Raw genomic sequence first — 17,302 nt, 5'->3', positions numbered from 1 at the left:
TCGACTTGTCGAGAAGCGGCAACGAGACAAGCTCACACATTATAGAGAACGGACGACTGACTATCATGTTCTGCGCGTTCGAGGGTGAGCCCAGTGTATTGCGGCTCTACGGTAAGGGTACAGTCGTATTGCCAGGTACAAAGCGATGGGATGAGCTGTATCCTCTCTTCAATCCGCTTCCTGGAGCAAGACAAATTATTGTCGTTGAAGTTCACATGGTGCAGGATCCATGCGGTTTCGCGGTTCTTTTCATAACTTACACGAGCGAACGAGATAAGCTAAAAGAAGTGGCAATTCAGTTGGGCGAAGAAGCAATTAAAAAGTATTCGTATGAGAAAGGTTTAGAGAGTTGACGGTTTACCGACATCGTTTGCTTTGAATAAAAACAATTTAAGTTAGGCACTTTACAACAAAAAAACCGGATACCATCTGTGCTTTCATCAGATAGTACCTGGTTTTTTCTCTACCGATCGGACTGAATTATTGTATATTTTACCGAACGCGCCGGAGTCAGCGGCTCACGGGCAACCAGAAACATCCCCGCCGATCCTTGCTGTCCCAGACAAGCTTCTATGGCAAGCACATGATGGTCCTGAGGAACACGCTCCAAATACGAAACCAGATGATCCGCGTCGCACGGCTCAGTCATGGTGCCGATCACGTGCGGAAAGCCCTGTTCCATAAGCATGGTGCCGACCAGCGGTCCCAGTGAATCGCCTGACGAACGATCCGTGCCGATACAAACAAAGGCCAGCTTATCACCTTATGCCGAGAATGATGATCCGGCCGTTGACCGATAATTCGACTTACAGTACATTCTACAACAAAAACATGGTACAATACAGGCAACTTCCCCTGATATGAAAGGATGGAACATTAACGATGGATTTGTCTGTACCGTCTCATGCCAACATTGAACATATGGTTGAAGGCATCAAAACCAAGCTTCGTATGGCGAGTGGCGCTGCTATGCAGTCCTCCGCTTTCTCTCTGGAGCAATACGAGGATCTCCGTGATGTCTATGATATGGTGATAAGCAAGCCTAATCTGAGTATTTCAGAAGTCGAGGCCATCGTCTCCGAGCTGGGCAGATTACGTAAGCCCTCCTGATCAGAAAATGGATGCAAGCCGTTTAGCTTACTTACAGCCTATCATCCTGGTTGATACTGTTCATGAAAGTGGCCCTGTCCCCGTAAATAAAGCTCGTATCTCCGTTCGCATCAACAGACGCGCAACGGAGATACGAGCTTTATTTTATTCACTCATGGATTCTTTGCGGATGTCTTTTGAAGCCCTGCTGCGGTTTAAGCTCATTGTCATTATGGGCCATCATACAGCCGAAATACGCATTGCTCGGATCTTCATAATCTGCAAATGAAAAGCTAAACTCATTATGAATCTATCCTTTATTTGAGGTATACCTCTCTGCCGATGTCGCTATTTTAATCATCCCTAACACCTCCATGAATTCCCGTTCCGTAAAGCAGCTCTTACTTCGTTTTTTCCGAGCCACTTCCGGCCCCGGCATTACAAACGCTACGATACGTTCCTTTTATCCCCGGCTTATACGGGTCAATCAGAGCGGTGTTCCGGTCACGTTTGGCTCTCAAGTTCAACATAGGTTAAGTTTATAGTACGAAAAGATAAATCTATGTACGAAGCCATAAGGAGGAGATTCCCTACATATGCTGTCCCAAGAACCTCAACCATCCCGTTTTTTACCATGCTATTTACGTCGCAGTCTGTACGCGTCCATCGTTATGATTGTCGCTTTGCTTCTTATTGCCTACTCTGTTCGTTGGACCGGTACAGCTCCTTTTCTATATTGGGATGAACGCATTCAGGATGTAGTCTTTCCAGGCACAACGCCTGCTCATCACAAGCTTCTGCCTGTCGCTGTATTCATTACGTCTTTCGGTTCTTTCCGTGTATCGTTGCTGGTTGCTCTGGGTGTCGCCGCCTGGTGCTGGATATATCTCTGCTCGAAGGCTTATTCCTTTGCAGTAATAAGCAGCTTTACGGCGATGTGGGTGTTGAACACGCTCATTAAAGAAGTTTTGCAACGGGAGCGCCCGGCACTTCAGCATTTGGTAGAAGTCGGCGGCTATAGTTTTCCCAGCGGGCACGCCATGATTTCCATGGGATTTTACGGCATGATTTTTGCCATTTGGGCGATAGAACGAAAAATTCATGAGCGCTCGATCTTCCTTCCCTGCGTTCTTGGCGCACTTTCGATTCTCCTGATCGGGCTAAGCCGTGTCTATCTGGGGGTTCACTTTCCAACCGACATAGCGGGTGGTTATATTGCTGGAATGATATGGATAGTGTTTACTGTTCCTGTTATCTATTGGCGAGCACGTCTGCCACGTTCTTTGCCTCCATCAACTCCCCGCCGGTAAGCGGTTCGAGACGGTTTCTTGTTTCACACGGAGTCACGGCGTTTATATACGAAGTAAGCAAGGGCTACCTAACATTTATATATATTTTTTATTCTATAAGAGGAGTGATATGACATGAGTAACTTTGATAATCAATTCACCCTTCCTCTCTCTCCTTTTCCGCTTTAAAAAAGGACACGCTTCCCTTATGGAATAGCGTGTCCTTACGATGTGACGTCCAGTAATCGAAACCATGAAGGCCGTCTTCCTATCATGAGATAGACGAATTAGACATAATCTGTTTCAGCTTTTCGGTTGCCCGCTTCTGGATGCGGGATACGCTCATCTGCGATACGCCCAAGGTCTGCGCAATTGCACGTTGAGATTGGCCATCCTGAAATGCCAGAAGGAGCACCTTCTGTTCCTGCTCTTTCAACTGGCTTAAAGCTTGTTGTAAATCCATTCGTTTTTCCACGGTGTCGTAGTCGTTGGCATCCGAGCTGATAAGCTCGCCTAACGTAGCCGCACTCTCCTCCTGGGATAAAGGTGAGTCCAGTGACACATAATGGTAGCACTCACGGCCTGCGAGCACTTCGATCGTTTCCTCCACGGTAAGGTCCAAATACTCCGCAATCTCATTCACATTCGGCGAACGTTCCAATTTAACGGTCAGTTCGTCGATGGCATGCTGAACGAGCGCCCCCTTTTCCTTGATGCGGCGGGGAACCTGAATGTACCAGGATTTGTCGCGCAAATAATTTTTCATATGTCCCAGCATACTTTTCATAGCATACGGTTCAAAGGGGATACCCAAGCTGATAGCGTATTGCTGAAGCAGACGTATCAAGGCCATCTGACCGGTTTGATATAAATCCTCGTATAAGTCCGGACGGTTACGGGAGATTTTCCCGGCAGCCATCTTGACCATCGGCTCATACTTGCGGATCAGCACGGTAGCAATCTCGTTATCTTTGGTTTGCTGGTACTCCCAGATTAGACCAACGGCTTCATCTATCGACTTCGGGGGAGTTACCTTTTCATTCATACTTTTTCCTCGCTTCTGACCAGACGCTTTACAAGCACGACTTCAGTGCCTTTTCCAGTCCCATTCAAGATATGGACATCGTCCATAAGCGCCTGCATGAGATAGAAGCCTAGTCCGCCTATCTGCGCATCATTCAGCTCTTTGTCATGCAAGGATGCAAGACGCGACGGGTTCTCCACGCGTTCAAAGCTCTCCCCTCCATCTTTGACACAGATGGACAACGAATCTTCGTCAAATTCGAATGTTACTTCCACCACTCCGCCTTCATGACCGTATGCATAAAGAACAGAGTTATTACAGGCTTCAGATACAGCCACCTTCATGTCTTCTATTTCCTCGTAAGAGAATCCCATTTTCGCAGCAATTCCGTACAAATTTAATCTTACAATATCGACAAAGTCAGCAGTTGCCGGCAAATTGAGAACTACTTTTTGAATTTGAGCATTCATTCTTTTTCTTTCCTTTCCTATTGGGAATTCTCCTGGGGGACAAAAAATTTGGCAATACCGGTCATATCGAACAGTTTTTGAATTTGAGATGGTACCTCCTGAACGGCAAACCGGGACTCCATTCCATGCCTTGCCTTCAAAATAGATAACAAAATACCGATACCTGTACTGTCAATATATTTAAGTTCTTTTAAATTAATAATCAAGTTCTGGCCGGATTCCCCTACCAAAGGCTCCATCACCAGACGAAAATCAGGTGCCACCGAAAGATCCAGCTCTCCGCTCAGATAAACGATATTTACTCCATCGTTAGTTTCTGTAACCGCATTGAACTTCTCATTTTTATTAGTATTCATAGGCCTACTCTCCCGAAAAAAGATTTCCTTACATACTAACCCATTATACGAGCGCTTGAATCACCGTATGATGCTTTCTACACTTTCCCAATGCCACCATCTACACATCAGGCTACGCCTCATGAATTTGATCTTTGCCTGGTTGCATTGGAGGAATCAAGCTGGGAAAAGGGCTGAAACAGCCTTCCAACCTTGGCTGACTTAATACCAATGCCTGTATCCTTCACGGAAAACTCAACGGCAAGTCCTTCATCGCTACGCTCTTTGACGGATGCGAAGACGTATACACCATCACAATCTGTAAATTTGACAGCATTGGATACCAGATTAATGAGAACCTGACGCAGTCTTCCCATATCACCGTATAACACTGAAGGTAGCTGTTCATCCAGAAAATAATCCATCTCCAGATGCTTTCGATTGACTTCCACCGTAACAGGCTGAAAACTTCCTTGATACAGGAAATCAGATCGAATGGATATTCCTCTACCTCCATTTTACCTGGCTCCACCTTGTTTGTTTGTCAAATACATTTGCACAAAGCCTTCAATTTTGGACTTGAGAATTTGAGGGATGAATGGCTTCACCATGTAATACAATCCCCCCGCTGAATAACCGGCAAACAAATGCTCCGCTTCCTTACTGTTAGCGGAAATGAAGGTAATCGGAATATCTTTCGTTTTATCTCTGGCCTTAATCAGCTTTGCGGCCTCAATTCCATCCATACCCGGCATTTGCACATCGAGGACTACCAGTGCGAATTCATCTTTTAACAGATACCGCAGCGCTTCTTCCCCGGATGTAGCCCTCCAAATAATTTTGAGTTACGAATATAACCACACCCGCATTAATGACAGAAGCTGTTCGGTTTAAATCCGCTTTTTCACATAATCGGAAGCGCCCGCTTCAAAACACTTGGAACGATTATCTTTCAATGAAATCCAGATCAGGCACTTATCATCATCTCGATCCTGAGGTGCTTCTTTACGAAAAAAAGCATCCAGCATCGCTTCTTCATTCCATTCCTCATGCTTGCGCAGACACGAGGACAAATATTCCAGTTGTCCCTCATATTCTCCCTCTACAGCCTCCAGCAAGCCGTCGGTATACAAAGCGATATGCCCCGTTCCTTCATAATGGACTGTGTGCATTTCCGCATCAATTTTATCAAACAAACCTACCGGACTGCACGTACAGTCAAATTGGGTGATGCTGCCGTCCTGACTAAACAGTAGCCCCGGTGGATGCCCCGCATTCACATAATCAATTCGCCGAGAGCAGGTATCAATGACCATATAAATCGCCGTAAAATAATACTGCACGAGCTGCTTGCCCAGATCCAGTTGATTAAAGCGACGATTCAGCTCCTGAATCACCTTCTCTGGCTCTACGTACGTAGTCACGATATCCTTGAGCACAGATGCAATGAACATGCAGAACAGTGAAGAAGAGATGCCATGACCCATCATATCCAGCAAAATGATTGCATATCTGCCTTCCCCGAGCGGATACCAGGAATACAGGTCTCCCGCCAGTTCGAAGGAAGGCTGATACAGTGCGTTGACTTGCAGCACCGGGTCTTGAATATCAGGACTAAGCACCGCCTGCTGCACCATCGCGGCCAGCTTCAGCTCGTCCTGAATCCGCTGGTCCCGGTCTTTATGCCAATTCTTTTCCTGTTTGAGACGCAAGGCAAGCCGTATTCTGGCCATTAATTCTACCTTATTAATAGGCTTGGTGACGTAATCGACAGCCCCTACGTCCAGCGCCTCTGCCAGTTTCTTAGAATCGCCTACAGCAGTCACCATGATGATGGGTATATCTTTCAGATGTTCGTATTCCTGCACGGTACTGCAAGCTTCGATACCATCCATTTCAGGCATCATCATATCCAGCAGAATCAAATCAATATCGGAAGGTCGGGGACGCAGACTAATGGTGCGGTCGCCGATCCCCAGATGCTCCAGCATTTCTGCGGCTGAGCTGGCAGAGAAGATATCCCTATAATTTTCTTTCTTTAATATTTCACGAATAATAATGACATTGGTCGGATTATCATCAACAATTAGGATTCTCATTTCTTTCTCCTTATCTGTAATCCATGTATTATAGCGTCTCCATAAGAAGGTATTTCAAAAACATAGATAAGGAATGGGGCGCGGGCCTCATTCCTTATCTATGTTTTTGATCCTCATAACGATAGCCTGTGTTGCACAATTCATTCACCGCTTCGACGGCTTGACACTGTTCTCTACCACTTTGGCATAAGATTTATGATGGGTCTGATAGGCCTGACTTCTCTGACTATTACACATCTACGTGCACATAAGAAACCATATCATCTCGCAAACCAACCACCACGTCAGGTATTGATATTCCGTAGAAAGCAGCCGCGTATCCTCCTTCACTCGAAGGGACTTGCCCAGCTTTTTTAACACATCCGCACGCGTATCGTCCAAAGATATACCGTTTAGCGTATGAAAACTAGCCAGTACGGCATTTTGGGCGGGAATTGTCTGTACAGCCCTTACTACATGCCCCGCCTTATGCGCGGAAACGGCTTGCTGAACCGTATCCTGTCCGTCGCTATGCTACTGACGCATTTTCTGCCACACCTCGGCAGCGATATCTATATAACCCAACCAATCTTTGGCCGGCTTTGCTGCAGGCTCCTCGTAGGTCGTATTGTAGCTCTGAACCGTCCGTTCCGTTGAAGTGAGCGGCCTGTTCGACGCAGCTGACTTAATCTCGGTTTCCAAACCGGGCTTTTTATCCACTGTATGATGCGGCTTCTGAAACCGGACGATTAATGCCGCGGAAGCCTGCTTCGCAGCCAAGGTGACTTCGTTAAGCACCTCGCCCAGGTTTTTAACGGATTCCATCACAGGCTCCACCTGCTTCAATTTATGATCAACGTCTGCGGTAATGTCATTGGCATGTCGAACCGTTTGCTTCACTTCATAGCTCAGTTCATCTACCGTTTTTTGTACATCCTGTAGAGTCTGAGTTATCTTTTCCAGAGAACCTTGTGCTGTTTTAAGTGCTCCAATGAGGAAAATAACGAGAACTGCAAATGCGATAGCAATAATAAAAATACTGACCTGTGTTAACATGGCCTAACCTCTCTTTCGTTCTTCACGATGTTGTTTATGATTACTGCATAGTTACCCCTTACGTACCAGACACGAAACAACGTTGCAGCTTGCCTTTTCTTCAATCTTGACGCTATGTTTCACGGATTCGGGCACGGTTTAAAACAACATATAACAATGGCACAGCCACGAAAGATTCAAAAGATTCAAATGATTCAGCCGTCATTCGCAGTCATGCTCTACCGGGCGTGAGTATGCCACATTATATACAATTGAAGGAGGATGTAGAACATCCAGAAATGGTCCGTTTTATTTTTATTTTTTCCGTGATCGCCGGGATCTTAGTTTTTTTGGTATCGTTATATCCATAGCTGCTACAATCGCCAAAAGATTGTTTGTGTTATTTCTGGTGTTGTTCGTCATTTCACTCTTTACCGGAATGAAAGGAGCATCATAAGCGTAATAGAAGAAGTATGAGATACGTGTAGTAGTGAGGATACATCATTTTTATAGCTTTAAAAATAGGATGTTCCCGCCCCGGTCACAGGGTTGTGGAACATCCTATTTTTGATACGAAATTGTTTAAGGTTAATGACGCTTTTATTGGATCACGCTACCCCCGAACAGGAAACGATCCTGCCAAGGCTTGCTGAAATCCGTAACTTTCACACCGCCACCCGCTACAGAAAACGTATGAAGAATCTTGTTGTCTCCCAGATATACGGCTACGTGTGTAATCATTTGGGAGGAATTGTCCAAGGACGTATACGCCCCGGAAGACGCATTGTAATTGGTAAAGAAAAGCAGATCGCCACGTTTCAGCGTGGTCATATCTGTGTTGGGATGACTATTCTGCTTGATCCATTCACCCTGTGAACGGGAATCCGCCGGAAGTTGAATACCTGCAGCCTGACGGAAAATCTGACGGGTAAATGCCGAGCAATCAAAAGTAGCCGTACTGCTGCGATCGGAACCATATTCATACGGAGTACCGAGATAAGTCATCCCTGTGTTAATAACCTGATCAATGGCAGTCACTGCGTCACCAAAGGGCAAGTTAATGGCTTCCGCAGGAGTTGCTACAGCAGGAATCGCGGTGGTGTCAGGAGCAGACGTCACCGGAGCAGTCACTGGCTGCTGCACAACAACGCCCTTACCAATACGAATATACTGCGGGGACGAGCTGACATACCCCGCCGTGCCATCAGCATTGGTAATCTTGAACCAATAGGCGTTATTTGGATTTGTAATGGTGACGATATCTCCTGCATTCAAATAGCCCAAAACCTCGGATGAAGTGGATGCCTCCGCCCGCAAACGAACGGACGTTTGAATCGTGGCTTTCGTTTGACCGGAAGAACTATTCACTGAGGCTGGAGCCTCTTTAGTTGAACTGTTAGTTTTAAGCGATTCTTTGGCTTCCGGTCTACGGATAGCAGGCTCGGTGACAGCAGCAGCGACGCTGGTAGCGCCTACTTTTATGTACTTGTCGGAGCTGCTTGTGTATCCAGTTACCCCATCAGACGTCTTGATCTTATACCAATAGCTGTTTGTTTTCTCCAATACCGTTACGGCCTCTCCCTGCTTCATAAAGCTGACTACATCTCCTGTAGTCGAAGGACCGGATCTAAGCTTTACAGCCGCCTGAATAACCGCCTTCTGTCCCGTAGATGCTGTCGATGCCGCTGCGTCAACCTGACCCGGCGCGACATGAATGGCTGCCAACAGCGCGGCTGACGTCATGAGCATTCCTATCACGCGTCTTCTCAATATTGCACCTCCTGGCTGTTTTTACAAATTTGAAGGGCAAGTCCAATTCCGGCGAATATAGCCGGACATGCTTTCATTATAGTAAAAGCAACGGGAAGAGAGATATAATCCAAACGTCACAAAAGGAAGCACATACATCTTTATACATAGGTCTAAAGTCATTTTTTAACACTAATTATTAATTAATCTATAATTTAGGTTCCACATGGACATGGACATGCATCGTATTGTGAACCTCTTGCAGCCGTTCCTCAATCCGGTCGCTGATCAGATGTCCTTCAATCAGGCTGAGTTGCGGGTCCACCTCTATGACAACATCCACCAAAGCATGATTGCCATGTACCCGCGCCTTGACATCACGAATGCCCTCCACCCCGGGTATATGGGCAATCGTGCTACGTAAGTCTGACAGCTCCTGCTCATCAAAACCATCCGTCAGGCTGTGTGTAGAGTCCTTGAAAATATCCCACGCCGTTTTAGAGATTATAAATCCTACCGCTATCGCCGCAACCGTATCCAGCCATGGCAATCCAAACTGTGCCCCGATAATACCAACCGCTGCACCGATACTGACGAGCGCATCTGACAGGTTATCCTTGGCTGCCGCCAGTAACGCCTTGTTGTTAATTTTCCGCGCCAGTCTGTTGTTGTACATGTATACTCCCAGCATAATGACCGCACATATTACCGCCACTCCCGCAGAAGTGATATCAGGTGTCTGCTTGCCACCTCTGAAAATACTTTCGATCCCGTCAATAAGCACCTGAAGACCAACGACAGCCATAATAAAGGATGCCAGTAACGCCGCTATCGTTTCTGCCCGAAAATGTCCATAGGCATGGTCGGAGTCCGGTGGTTTTTGAGATATTCGCAGACCGATTAGTACGGCAACGGACACCACAATATCGGTGACATTGTTAAATCCGTCGGCCAGCAACGCACTGGAAGCAAATATATATCCGCTAATCAGCTTAAAGGCAGACAGAAAAAGGTAGGCGATAATGCTCACCCAAGCCCCACGTTCACCTTTTCGTATTTCATCATACACATTCACCACAACGGGGGACACTCCTTCAAAATTAGAGTTCCCGACAGAACGGTCTCACCACAATAATCACGGGAGAACCCTAAAAGTCAGGATAAACACTTATACCGTTCCATGCTGCGCCAACCCAAAAATAAAAATAGCAGCATAGCTGCCTGAAAATAAACTTTTAAAACTATATCCCTACTTCTACGCGAAACAGTGCTTTTCCAACCCGCAGCGTAGTTGCCCTGAAAATAACCATTTGCCTTGGGTAACGGTTATTTTCAGGATAGCAGACGATCTTTATGTGGGTCTAGAGAAAGAGTCTTTCCGCTCCGCATCGCTGTAGGAACAACGAAAAAGTATTGCCAAGCTCCATTCCTGTGGGGTATATAAAACATTTTTTCCTTTATGCAAAAAATAGGCACCCCCTCTTCCGGTCCGCCCCGTCGTCATGTTATCATTGTTGCCCTTGTCCCATCTTTTAAAAACGTATAAAATGGGGACACAGCCGCGTTTTCCTTCAATCCAGCATGATTGACATGAATTTGGCGGCAACAGGAGGAATTTATTCATGAGCGATGCTAATGAACCACGTAAAGTTAATCTCGCAGATGCCATTCGGGAAAAGCTGGCACAAAAAAAACAGCAGTCCGGCGCTTCACAGGGCGGCTTTCAAGGCGGTTCCGCCAAAACACTGAAAAGCCAAAATACGAAGAAGCCGAACAACCAACGCCGTCGTACAGGCGGATCATAAGCCAACCCATTAGGCTAACCACACCGGACTCAGGCAGGGTTGTCTTTGCCCTGTAGCCCTAACGGGGTAAGCCATTGGTAATGGCGCAAACGAAAAAAGAGGAGTCTCCCCCGCCATCATCAATGGCCTGAAGGAGCTCCTCTTTTTCGTTTATCTATTTACTGCAAATTAGCTGGTTTTAGCCGATTTCTACCGGATACATACGTTCACGTAATTTTGCGATTTCATCGTTTTCCAAGTATTCATCATAGCTCATCGTACGGTCGATGACACCGTTTGGCGTAATTTCTACGATACGGTTCGCGATGGTTTGAATGAACTGATGGTCATGCGATGTAAACAACACGGTACCGTCAAAGTCGATCAGACCATTGTTCAGCGCTGTAATGGATTCCAGATCCAAGTGATTGGTCGGTTCATCCAGCAGCAGCACATTGGCGCCGTTCAGCATCATCTTGGCCAGCATACAGCGAACCTTCTCGCCTCCGGACAGCACGCTTGCTTTCTTAAGCGCTTCTTCCCCTGAGAAAAGCATACGTCCCAGGAAGCCGCGTAGGAACGTTTCGTCCTGATCCTTGGAATATTGGCGCAACCATTCCACGAGATTCATATCCACACCGTCAAAATAGGTGGAATTGTCTTTCGGGAAATAAGCCTGAGTGGTGGTAATCCCCCAAGAGAATTCACCGCTTTCCGCTTCGGTTTCGTTCATCAATACCTGAAAGAGCGTTGATTTAGGCAAACCGTTCGGGCCGACAAACGCGATTTTGTCACCTTTGTTCACAACCAGACTGAACTCATTCAGCACTTGCTCGCCTTCAATGGACAGGCTGAGACGGTCTACCGTCAACAGCTGTTTGCCCGCTTCGCGTTCAGGCTTGAAGTTCAGGAAAGGATATTTACGGTTCGACGGACGGATGTCGTCCAGCGTAATTTTATCCAGTTGTTTTTTACGTGAAGTGGCCTGTTTGGACTTGGAAGCATTCGCGGAAAAGCGCTGAATAAAGGCTTGCAGTTCCTTGATCTTCTCTTCCTTTTTCTTGTTGGCATCACGAGTCAAGGCAAGCGCAAGCTGGCTGGACTCATACCAGAAGTCGTAGTTGCCGACGTACATCTGGATTTTACCGAAATCAATATCCGCAATATGCGTACATACCTTGTTCAGGAAGTGACGATCATGGGATACGACGATGACGGTGCCTTCATAGTCCATTAAGAAATTTTCCAGCCATTGAATGGACTCGAGGTCCAAATGGTTGGTAGGCTCATCGAGCAGCAAGTTGTTCGGACGACCAAACAAAGCTTGAGCCAGGAGAACACGTACCTTGTCATTACCGCTCAGCTCAGACATGTTCTTGTCATGCAGGTCGCGTGGAATTCCAAGACCGATCAGCAAGGAAGCTGCATCCGGCTCGGCATCCCATCCGTTCAGCTCCGCAAATTCACCTTCAAGCTCACCGGCACGCAGGCCGTCCGCTTCAGTAAATTCCGTTTTGGCATACAGCGTGTCTTTTTCCTTCATGATTTCATACAGACGCGTATGGCCCATAATAACGGTTTCCAGAACCGGGAATTCATCGTATTCATAATGGTTCTGCTTGAGCACTGCCATCCGTTCGCCCGGTGTCATGTGAACCTCGCCTGAATTGGCTTCGATTTCACCGGAAAGAATTTTCAAAAAGGTGGATTTACCCGCGCCATTCGCCCCAATCAGGCCGTAGCAGTTCCCAGGAGTAAATTTGATATTTACGTCTTCAAAAAGTGGGCGTTTACCATAACGAAGCGTTACGCCGCTTGTACTGATCATATAAGCATACCATCCTTATCATTAGTAAAGTGCTAATCACAAAATTACCGACGGCAATAGTATAACACACAAAGGGTCGGATTCGAACCGTGTGTAAACCAAACAACCCTGAAACCTCCGTCGATATCCTGAAAATAAAATAAAACATGCTTCCGTCCCCACGGTTATCTCCTGAGAAAACGCGGGCCAGAACCATTTTCTCGTTTCCAAATTCGATGCCGCCAGGAGACAGACGAGCTATTCAGTAGGCAGCATTTACACTCCCTGTGCTTGTAAATGTACGGAAGCTCCAACACCTATCGGAATAAGATACATCCCCGCCTCAGCGTCCTGCCTTACGATTACTTCCACCCCGTAGACTGCCTGAATCATATCGGATGTGACGACCAATCCGTCCCGGCTCAATGACAGCACTGATGGCGTGAAGACAATCCGTTTTCCGGTCATATGAAAAGGTAATATCCTTAATGTCCATAGGTGCGATCCGCCTTTCTGATCAGAATATCAGGACTCATCGGATTACCCACATCAGTCACATCCTTGTAAAGGTCAGTTATTTGAGCAGGTTTGATGCTACTGCAACCCGATGTTATTTTGCTTTCAGGCTCGCTTCATCAAATTGGAATTGAACTGTATACCAGTGATCATATGGCACGCCGCCAAATTCCGGACTATATTTTAGATAATAAAATCACGTTTTATGAAGTCAAAATCGTGCGGCATCCCATTGCCAACACCGACTCCGATTCCTCGCTGGTGAGCGATACCAAAGAGGCTTAATCCTGTAACACAGCGACAGACTTGTCTGCCCGCACCTATTCACTCATTCAAAACAACCCTAAAAAGCGACTCCGCAGATCATTGTCCGCAGAGTCGCTTTTTAGGCGAGATCCTCAGGTTGTAGTTGAACAGCGGCTTTGAATTTTCAGCGTCTCACCGTGTCCCAGTATATGAATGCGCTCCTTGGCGATGCCCAAGCGTTCACGCTCCGCTTCGAGACGATCCAGTGCCTCTCTCGGCGTATCATCCGCCAGCTTAAAGGCTCCGTAATGCATCGGGATCATCTGATCCGCGCCGCAATCCACAAACCCTTGCAACGCCTCCTCCGGTGTCACATGCTGCGAGGTCATGAACCATTCTGGCTCATACGCACCAATTGGCATAAAGGTCAGGTCAATGTCAAAGCGCTCGCCAACCTCCTTAAAGCCACGGAAATACCCGGTATCTCCCACAAAGTACAACGTCGGTACAGCTACTGTATCTGAATTAGAATGCAATTCTGTGACGGACGTGGCAGAGTCGATCACCTGCTGCTCGCTTTGCAGCACATACCCACCCCAATGCGAAGTATTCGTATCAAACGGCGTACGCCGCGTCCAATGCTGGGCGGGAACAAATGTGAATCGCACCCCGCCTACCGTAAAATGATCCCACCATTTCAGCTCATGGCAGTTGCGGAAGCCTTTGCGGACCATTTTCGACTTCAACCCCGAAGGCACGAGCATCAGCGTATCTGCACGATACAATTTGCGCAACGATTCCATATGCAAATGATCATAATGCGAATGAGACAGCAGAATAATGTCCAACGGCGGTACATCCTGAATGCGGATGCCGGGTGGAGCCAGTCTTTTATCAAACGCCATACGCTCAGCCCACACCGGATCAGTAACGATGTTCAGTCCGAGATATTGAATGAAAAAGGTAGAATGCCCTACCCAGGTCGCCGTCGTCGTTTTCCGGTTACTGTGCAGAAACTCCAGCTCCGGCGGATGGTTCGGAACAACGAACGTATAATCCTTCGTTTTGCTGCGGCGCTCCTGCCGCCATTGTCTAAATTGCTTGAGTGTTTTATCGGTGTTGACATGATCCATGTTGTTAAAACGAACTTTGGGCATGATGTAACTCCTCCCCTGACGGACTCGTTCTCCAAGCCGTTTTCTTTATGATTTTAGATGATCATTTTACATGCTGGTATATGTAAAGTATAATTCAATCCGACTTTTGCATGCAAAACGGACCCTCCCCATCAATCAGGAAGGGTCATCTCAGATGTTGCTGTCAGTCCTGTGGATTTTTAAAGCGTGCCGAATACATAAACAAAAACCCAATCGCCACCACAATAATAATAGGCGACTCATACATGATCGTAAAATGCTCGAAAGCAGCCATTTGTACTCACCCTTTCTTCCCTGCTTGTCCTCGCACATAATCCGCATCGAACAGGAACAGCCTCAGGATCAGGATCAGTGATGGGATCAGCACCAGCAGACCTGCACTAAACGCCGTAATCAATGCATACGCCATGGCGGAGTTCGTAAAGCTGTGATGCACATTAATGTAGGGATACAAAACATACGGCAGATGCGAGCGACCATAGCCATACCAGGCAAATGCAAATTGCAGCATGACCAGAATAAATGAGGTGCCGAGATGACGTCGCCGCCATACCAGATAAACAGCTCCGACAAAGCAGACAAAGGAGGCGACAAACATCCATGCCATGTTCAGCATATTGGAAAAATGGTCCGGATTTTGTTTGTTAATCTGGAAAAATGCGAGCAGACTCGCCACAATCGTAGGGCCGCTCCAGAGCAGCGCGTATCCGCGCACGATTTCAAAAGCGACCTTGTCCCCCGCCCTTTTGGCATAATAGGAAAGAAACATCGCCGAGACATATAGCACACTCACCAGCGCCAGGAAAATAACCGCCCACGTATAGGAGTTGCTTAATAACTCGCCCCATTGCAGATGAACACCTGTGCTGTTTTCCACAATAATACCGCCTTCCGAAATGGCGAGAACCGTCGATAGCGCCGCCGGTATCAGCAGCCCTGTCGCGCCATACAGTGCCATGTAGACGATATTATTTCTACCGGAATGTCCATACGTATTGTACGCATAATACACCCCTCGGATCGCGATAAGCACAATCGCAATACTACCGGGAACGAGCAGCGCTGTACCATAATAATAAGCCGCATCCGGGAAGAAACCGTTCAGTCCCACCACGAAAAAAATGAGAAATACGTTCGTTACCTCCCACACCGGCGATAAATACCGTTGAATAATGTTGTGGATTTTGTTCTGGTGACCTGTCAGCACACTGTAAAAACTGAAAAAGCCTGCGCCAAAATCTATAGATGCCACAATCAAATAACCGAACAGGAAGGTCCACAAAATGGCGATACCGACAATTTCATAGCTCACTTCCCTTCAGCCCCTTCCAGACCTAGCTGCTTCAGCTCTTCCAATGCATCTTTATTACGGAACAGCTTGCTGAGAACCTTAATGGCCGAGAAGCACAACACGAGATACAAAATGATAAACAACACAAGCATCCATCCCACACTGGTGGAGGTGGTCGCTGCTTCGGACACCTTCATGTAGCCGCGTAAAATCCACGGCTGCCTGCCGACCTCCGCGAACATCCAACCCAGCTCAATGGCTACCATAGCCATCGGCCCCACCAGAATGAGCGCCAGTAGCAGCCATTTGGGGTATGGTTTGCGACCTGGCAAACGTTTGCGGAATAGATACAGCAGTGGAATGACGAGAATCAGCACCCCGGTGGTGATTTTGAGATCGAACATATAGTGGATAGACAGCGGCGGTCGCTGATCCACGGGATAATCATTCAGTCCCTTAACTTCTGTACTGGGCAGATTCCCGGCCAAAACACTAAGCGCATAAGGCACTTTCAGGGCATACTTGATGTCTCCATTCTTGTCCATATAACCGCCATATACGAAAGGAGCGTGCGTCATTGTATTAAAATGCCATTCGGCGGCAGCCAGCTTTTCCGGCTGATATTTGGCCAGAAATTTACCGGAAGCATCTCCGATCATCACCGTGCTGATAGCAAATACAATGGTACAGGTGGCGGTCAGCTTCAACGCTTTTTTGAAATACGGGTGGTTACGCCCCCGCAGCATACTAAAGGCAGCCAATCCCATCAGCAGCCCGGCGCTCAACGTATACGAGGAAGCCAGCACATGAGAAACTTTGGTTGGCGTGGCCGGATTCAGCATCGCCTGGATGGGATGGATATCGGTCATGATTCCATTTTTAAGTGTAAAGCCTTGCGGCTGGTTCATGAACGAGTTCACAGTCGTAATAAAAACGGCTGATGCAGATGAGGCAATCGCTACGGGAATAAGCAGCATCAGGTGGAAATATTTGCTTTTAAACCGATCCCAGGTGTACAAGTAGATACCTAGAAAAATGGCTTCGATGAAAAAAGCAAACGTCTCCAAAAAGAGGGGCAGCGCTATCGCTTGTCCAGCCACTCGCATAAAGGTAGGCCAAAGCAAGCTGAGCTGCAGTCCAATGGAAGTACCTGTGACGACACCTACGGCAACGGAGATGACAAATCCCCGCGCCCAACGTCGGGCCAGCAGTGTATAGTGCGGATCACCGGTTCGCAGCCCGCGCCATTCCGCGAGTGCAATCAGCAAAGGTACTCCAACGCCGATGGATGCAAATACAATATGAACAAACAGGGTAATTCCGGTCAACATCCGGCTTAGCAATACGGGGTCCAGTGAAGACAAATGCTACTCACTCCTTCATTTCTTTGGATTACAATCTAGGGAGTCAAGCGGGCTATGCTTTTAATGAC

18 protein-coding genes and 3 pseudogenes are annotated in these 17,302 nt (G+C 47.2%); 6 read left to right on the top strand and 15 right to left on the bottom strand.

What is annotated here, in order from left to right; genetic code table 11:
* Positions 1 to 5 precede the first annotated feature (5 nt).
* Complete coding sequence (locus ACWGOO_RS21480) at positions 6 to 353, top strand: pyridoxamine 5'-phosphate oxidase family protein (RefSeq protein WP_452486692.1); 348 nt, start codon at positions 6 to 8, stop codon at positions 351 to 353.
* 110 nt (positions 354 to 463) lie between these two features.
* Here ACWGOO_RS21480 and ACWGOO_RS21475 read toward each other — a convergent pair whose 3' ends face one another.
* The gene (locus tag ACWGOO_RS21475) at positions 464 to 700 is read right to left on the bottom strand and encodes a DUF1256 domain-containing protein (RefSeq protein WP_452486728.1); all 237 of its coding nucleotides are present in this window, start codon (positions 698 to 700) and stop codon (positions 464 to 466) included.
* Positions 701 to 882: 182 nt separating this feature from the next.
* Between ACWGOO_RS21475 and ACWGOO_RS21470 the strand changes: the two genes are divergently transcribed.
* Positions 883 to 1,110 carry a DUF1128 domain-containing protein gene (locus tag ACWGOO_RS21470; protein ID WP_452486690.1) on the top strand — a complete coding sequence of 76 codons (228 nt, stop codon included), beginning with the start codon at positions 883 to 885 and terminating at the stop codon, positions 1,108 to 1,110.
* 575 nt (positions 1,111 to 1,685) lie between these two features.
* A complete protein-coding gene (locus ACWGOO_RS21465; RefSeq protein WP_452486688.1) occupies positions 1,686 to 2,399 on the top strand; it encodes a phosphatase PAP2 family protein in 714 nt (237 codons plus the stop codon).
* 250 nt (positions 2,400 to 2,649) lie between these two features.
* Here ACWGOO_RS21465 and ACWGOO_RS21460 read toward each other — a convergent pair whose 3' ends face one another.
* From ACWGOO_RS21460 to ACWGOO_RS21435, 6 genes and pseudogenes are all read right to left on the bottom strand, one after another.
* Entirely contained in the window at positions 2,650 to 3,423 is a 774-nt protein-coding gene (locus tag ACWGOO_RS21460) for a sigma-70 family RNA polymerase sigma factor (protein ID WP_452486686.1), read from the bottom strand.
* The gene (gene rsbW, locus ACWGOO_RS21455) at positions 3,420 to 3,872 is read right to left on the bottom strand and encodes an anti-sigma B factor RsbW (protein WP_452486684.1); all 453 of its coding nucleotides are present in this window, start codon (positions 3,870 to 3,872) and stop codon (positions 3,420 to 3,422) included. The genes ACWGOO_RS21460 and rsbW overlap by 4 nt, the downstream gene beginning before the upstream one ends.
* Before the next feature lie 17 nt (positions 3,873 to 3,889).
* Positions 3,890 to 4,228, bottom strand: coding sequence for an STAS domain-containing protein (locus tag ACWGOO_RS21450; protein ID WP_452486682.1), 339 nt, complete (start codon positions 4,226 to 4,228; stop codon positions 3,890 to 3,892).
* Positions 4,229 to 4,377: 149 nt separating this feature from the next.
* Positions 4,378 to 5,037: pseudogene (locus ACWGOO_RS21445) on the bottom strand (ATP-binding response regulator); the annotation flags it as partial.
* A gap of 60 nt (positions 5,038 to 5,097) precedes the next feature.
* Entirely contained in the window at positions 5,098 to 6,306 is a 1,209-nt protein-coding gene (locus tag ACWGOO_RS21440; RefSeq protein WP_452486680.1) for a PP2C family protein-serine/threonine phosphatase, read from the bottom strand.
* A gap of 513 nt (positions 6,307 to 6,819) precedes the next feature.
* The gene (locus tag ACWGOO_RS21435; protein ID WP_452486678.1) at positions 6,820 to 7,341 is read right to left on the bottom strand and encodes a DUF948 domain-containing protein; all 522 of its coding nucleotides are present in this window, start codon (positions 7,339 to 7,341) and stop codon (positions 6,820 to 6,822) included.
* 270 nt (positions 7,342 to 7,611) lie between these two features.
* Between ACWGOO_RS21435 and ACWGOO_RS21430 the strand changes: the two are divergent.
* Positions 7,612 to 7,777: pseudogene (locus tag ACWGOO_RS21430) on the top strand (DUF1328 domain-containing protein).
* Between the two features lie 143 nt (positions 7,778 to 7,920).
* Here ACWGOO_RS21430 and ACWGOO_RS21425 read toward each other — a convergent pair.
* Both ACWGOO_RS21425 and ACWGOO_RS21420 read right to left on the bottom strand, forming a co-directional pair.
* Positions 7,921 to 9,090 carry a C40 family peptidase gene (locus tag ACWGOO_RS21425; protein ID WP_452486676.1) on the bottom strand — a complete coding sequence of 390 codons (1,170 nt, stop codon included), beginning with the start codon at positions 9,088 to 9,090 and terminating at the stop codon, positions 7,921 to 7,923.
* A gap of 187 nt (positions 9,091 to 9,277) precedes the next feature.
* Positions 9,278 to 10,147 carry a cation diffusion facilitator family transporter gene (locus ACWGOO_RS21420; RefSeq protein ID WP_452486674.1) on the bottom strand — a complete coding sequence of 290 codons (870 nt, stop codon included), beginning with the start codon at positions 10,145 to 10,147 and terminating at the stop codon, positions 9,278 to 9,280.
* A 544-nt stretch (positions 10,148 to 10,691) separates the two neighbouring features.
* Here ACWGOO_RS21420 and ACWGOO_RS21415 point away from each other — a divergent pair.
* Positions 10,692 to 10,874 (top strand): hypothetical protein, encoded by a 183-nt coding sequence (locus ACWGOO_RS21415; protein ID WP_452486672.1) that lies wholly within the window; start codon positions 10,692 to 10,694, stop codon positions 10,872 to 10,874.
* Positions 10,875 to 11,052: 178 nt separating this feature from the next.
* On the opposite strand, the gene ACWGOO_RS21410 is transcribed toward ACWGOO_RS21415, so the two are convergent.
* Both ACWGOO_RS21410 and ACWGOO_RS21405 read right to left on the bottom strand, forming a co-directional pair.
* Positions 11,053 to 12,681 carry an ABC-F family ATP-binding cassette domain-containing protein gene (locus tag ACWGOO_RS21410; RefSeq protein ID WP_452486670.1) on the bottom strand — a complete coding sequence of 543 codons (1,629 nt, stop codon included), beginning with the start codon at positions 12,679 to 12,681 and terminating at the stop codon, positions 11,053 to 11,055.
* 255 nt (positions 12,682 to 12,936) lie between these two features.
* Entirely contained in the window at positions 12,937 to 13,128 is a 192-nt protein-coding gene (locus ACWGOO_RS21405) for a hypothetical protein (RefSeq protein ID WP_452486668.1), read from the bottom strand.
* Between the two features lie 210 nt (positions 13,129 to 13,338).
* Here ACWGOO_RS21405 and ACWGOO_RS21400 point away from each other — a divergent pair.
* Positions 13,339 to 13,461 (top strand): annotated as a pseudogene (locus ACWGOO_RS21400) (heme oxygenase); the annotation flags it as partial.
* A 113-nt stretch (positions 13,462 to 13,574) separates the two neighbouring features.
* Here the strand turns inward: ACWGOO_RS21400 and ACWGOO_RS21395 are convergent.
* From ACWGOO_RS21395 to ACWGOO_RS21380, 4 genes are all read right to left on the bottom strand, one after another.
* Complete coding sequence (locus ACWGOO_RS21395) at positions 13,575 to 14,579, bottom strand: MBL fold metallo-hydrolase (protein WP_452486666.1); 1,005 nt, start codon at positions 14,577 to 14,579, stop codon at positions 13,575 to 13,577.
* Positions 14,580 to 14,742: 163 nt separating this feature from the next.
* The gene (locus tag ACWGOO_RS21390; RefSeq protein WP_430036791.1) at positions 14,743 to 14,853 is read right to left on the bottom strand and encodes a cytochrome bd oxidase small subunit CydS; all 111 of its coding nucleotides are present in this window, start codon (positions 14,851 to 14,853) and stop codon (positions 14,743 to 14,745) included.
* Positions 14,854 to 14,859: 6 nt separating this feature from the next.
* A complete protein-coding gene (locus ACWGOO_RS21385) occupies positions 14,860 to 15,891 on the bottom strand; it encodes a cytochrome d ubiquinol oxidase subunit II (RefSeq protein WP_452486664.1) in 1,032 nt (343 codons plus the stop codon).
* Positions 15,888 to 17,234 carry a cytochrome ubiquinol oxidase subunit I gene (locus ACWGOO_RS21380; protein ID WP_452486662.1) on the bottom strand — a complete coding sequence of 449 codons (1,347 nt, stop codon included), beginning with the start codon at positions 17,232 to 17,234 and terminating at the stop codon, positions 15,888 to 15,890. The genes ACWGOO_RS21385 and ACWGOO_RS21380 overlap by 4 nt, the downstream gene beginning before the upstream one ends.
* Between the last annotated feature and the right edge of the window lie 68 nt (positions 17,235 to 17,302).

It is taken from the genome of Paenibacillus sp. NPDC055715 (genome assembly GCF_053617595.1).
The sequence above is the reverse complement of the archived record's forward strand: the minus strand, read 5'-3'. Positions and strand labels throughout refer to the sequence as shown.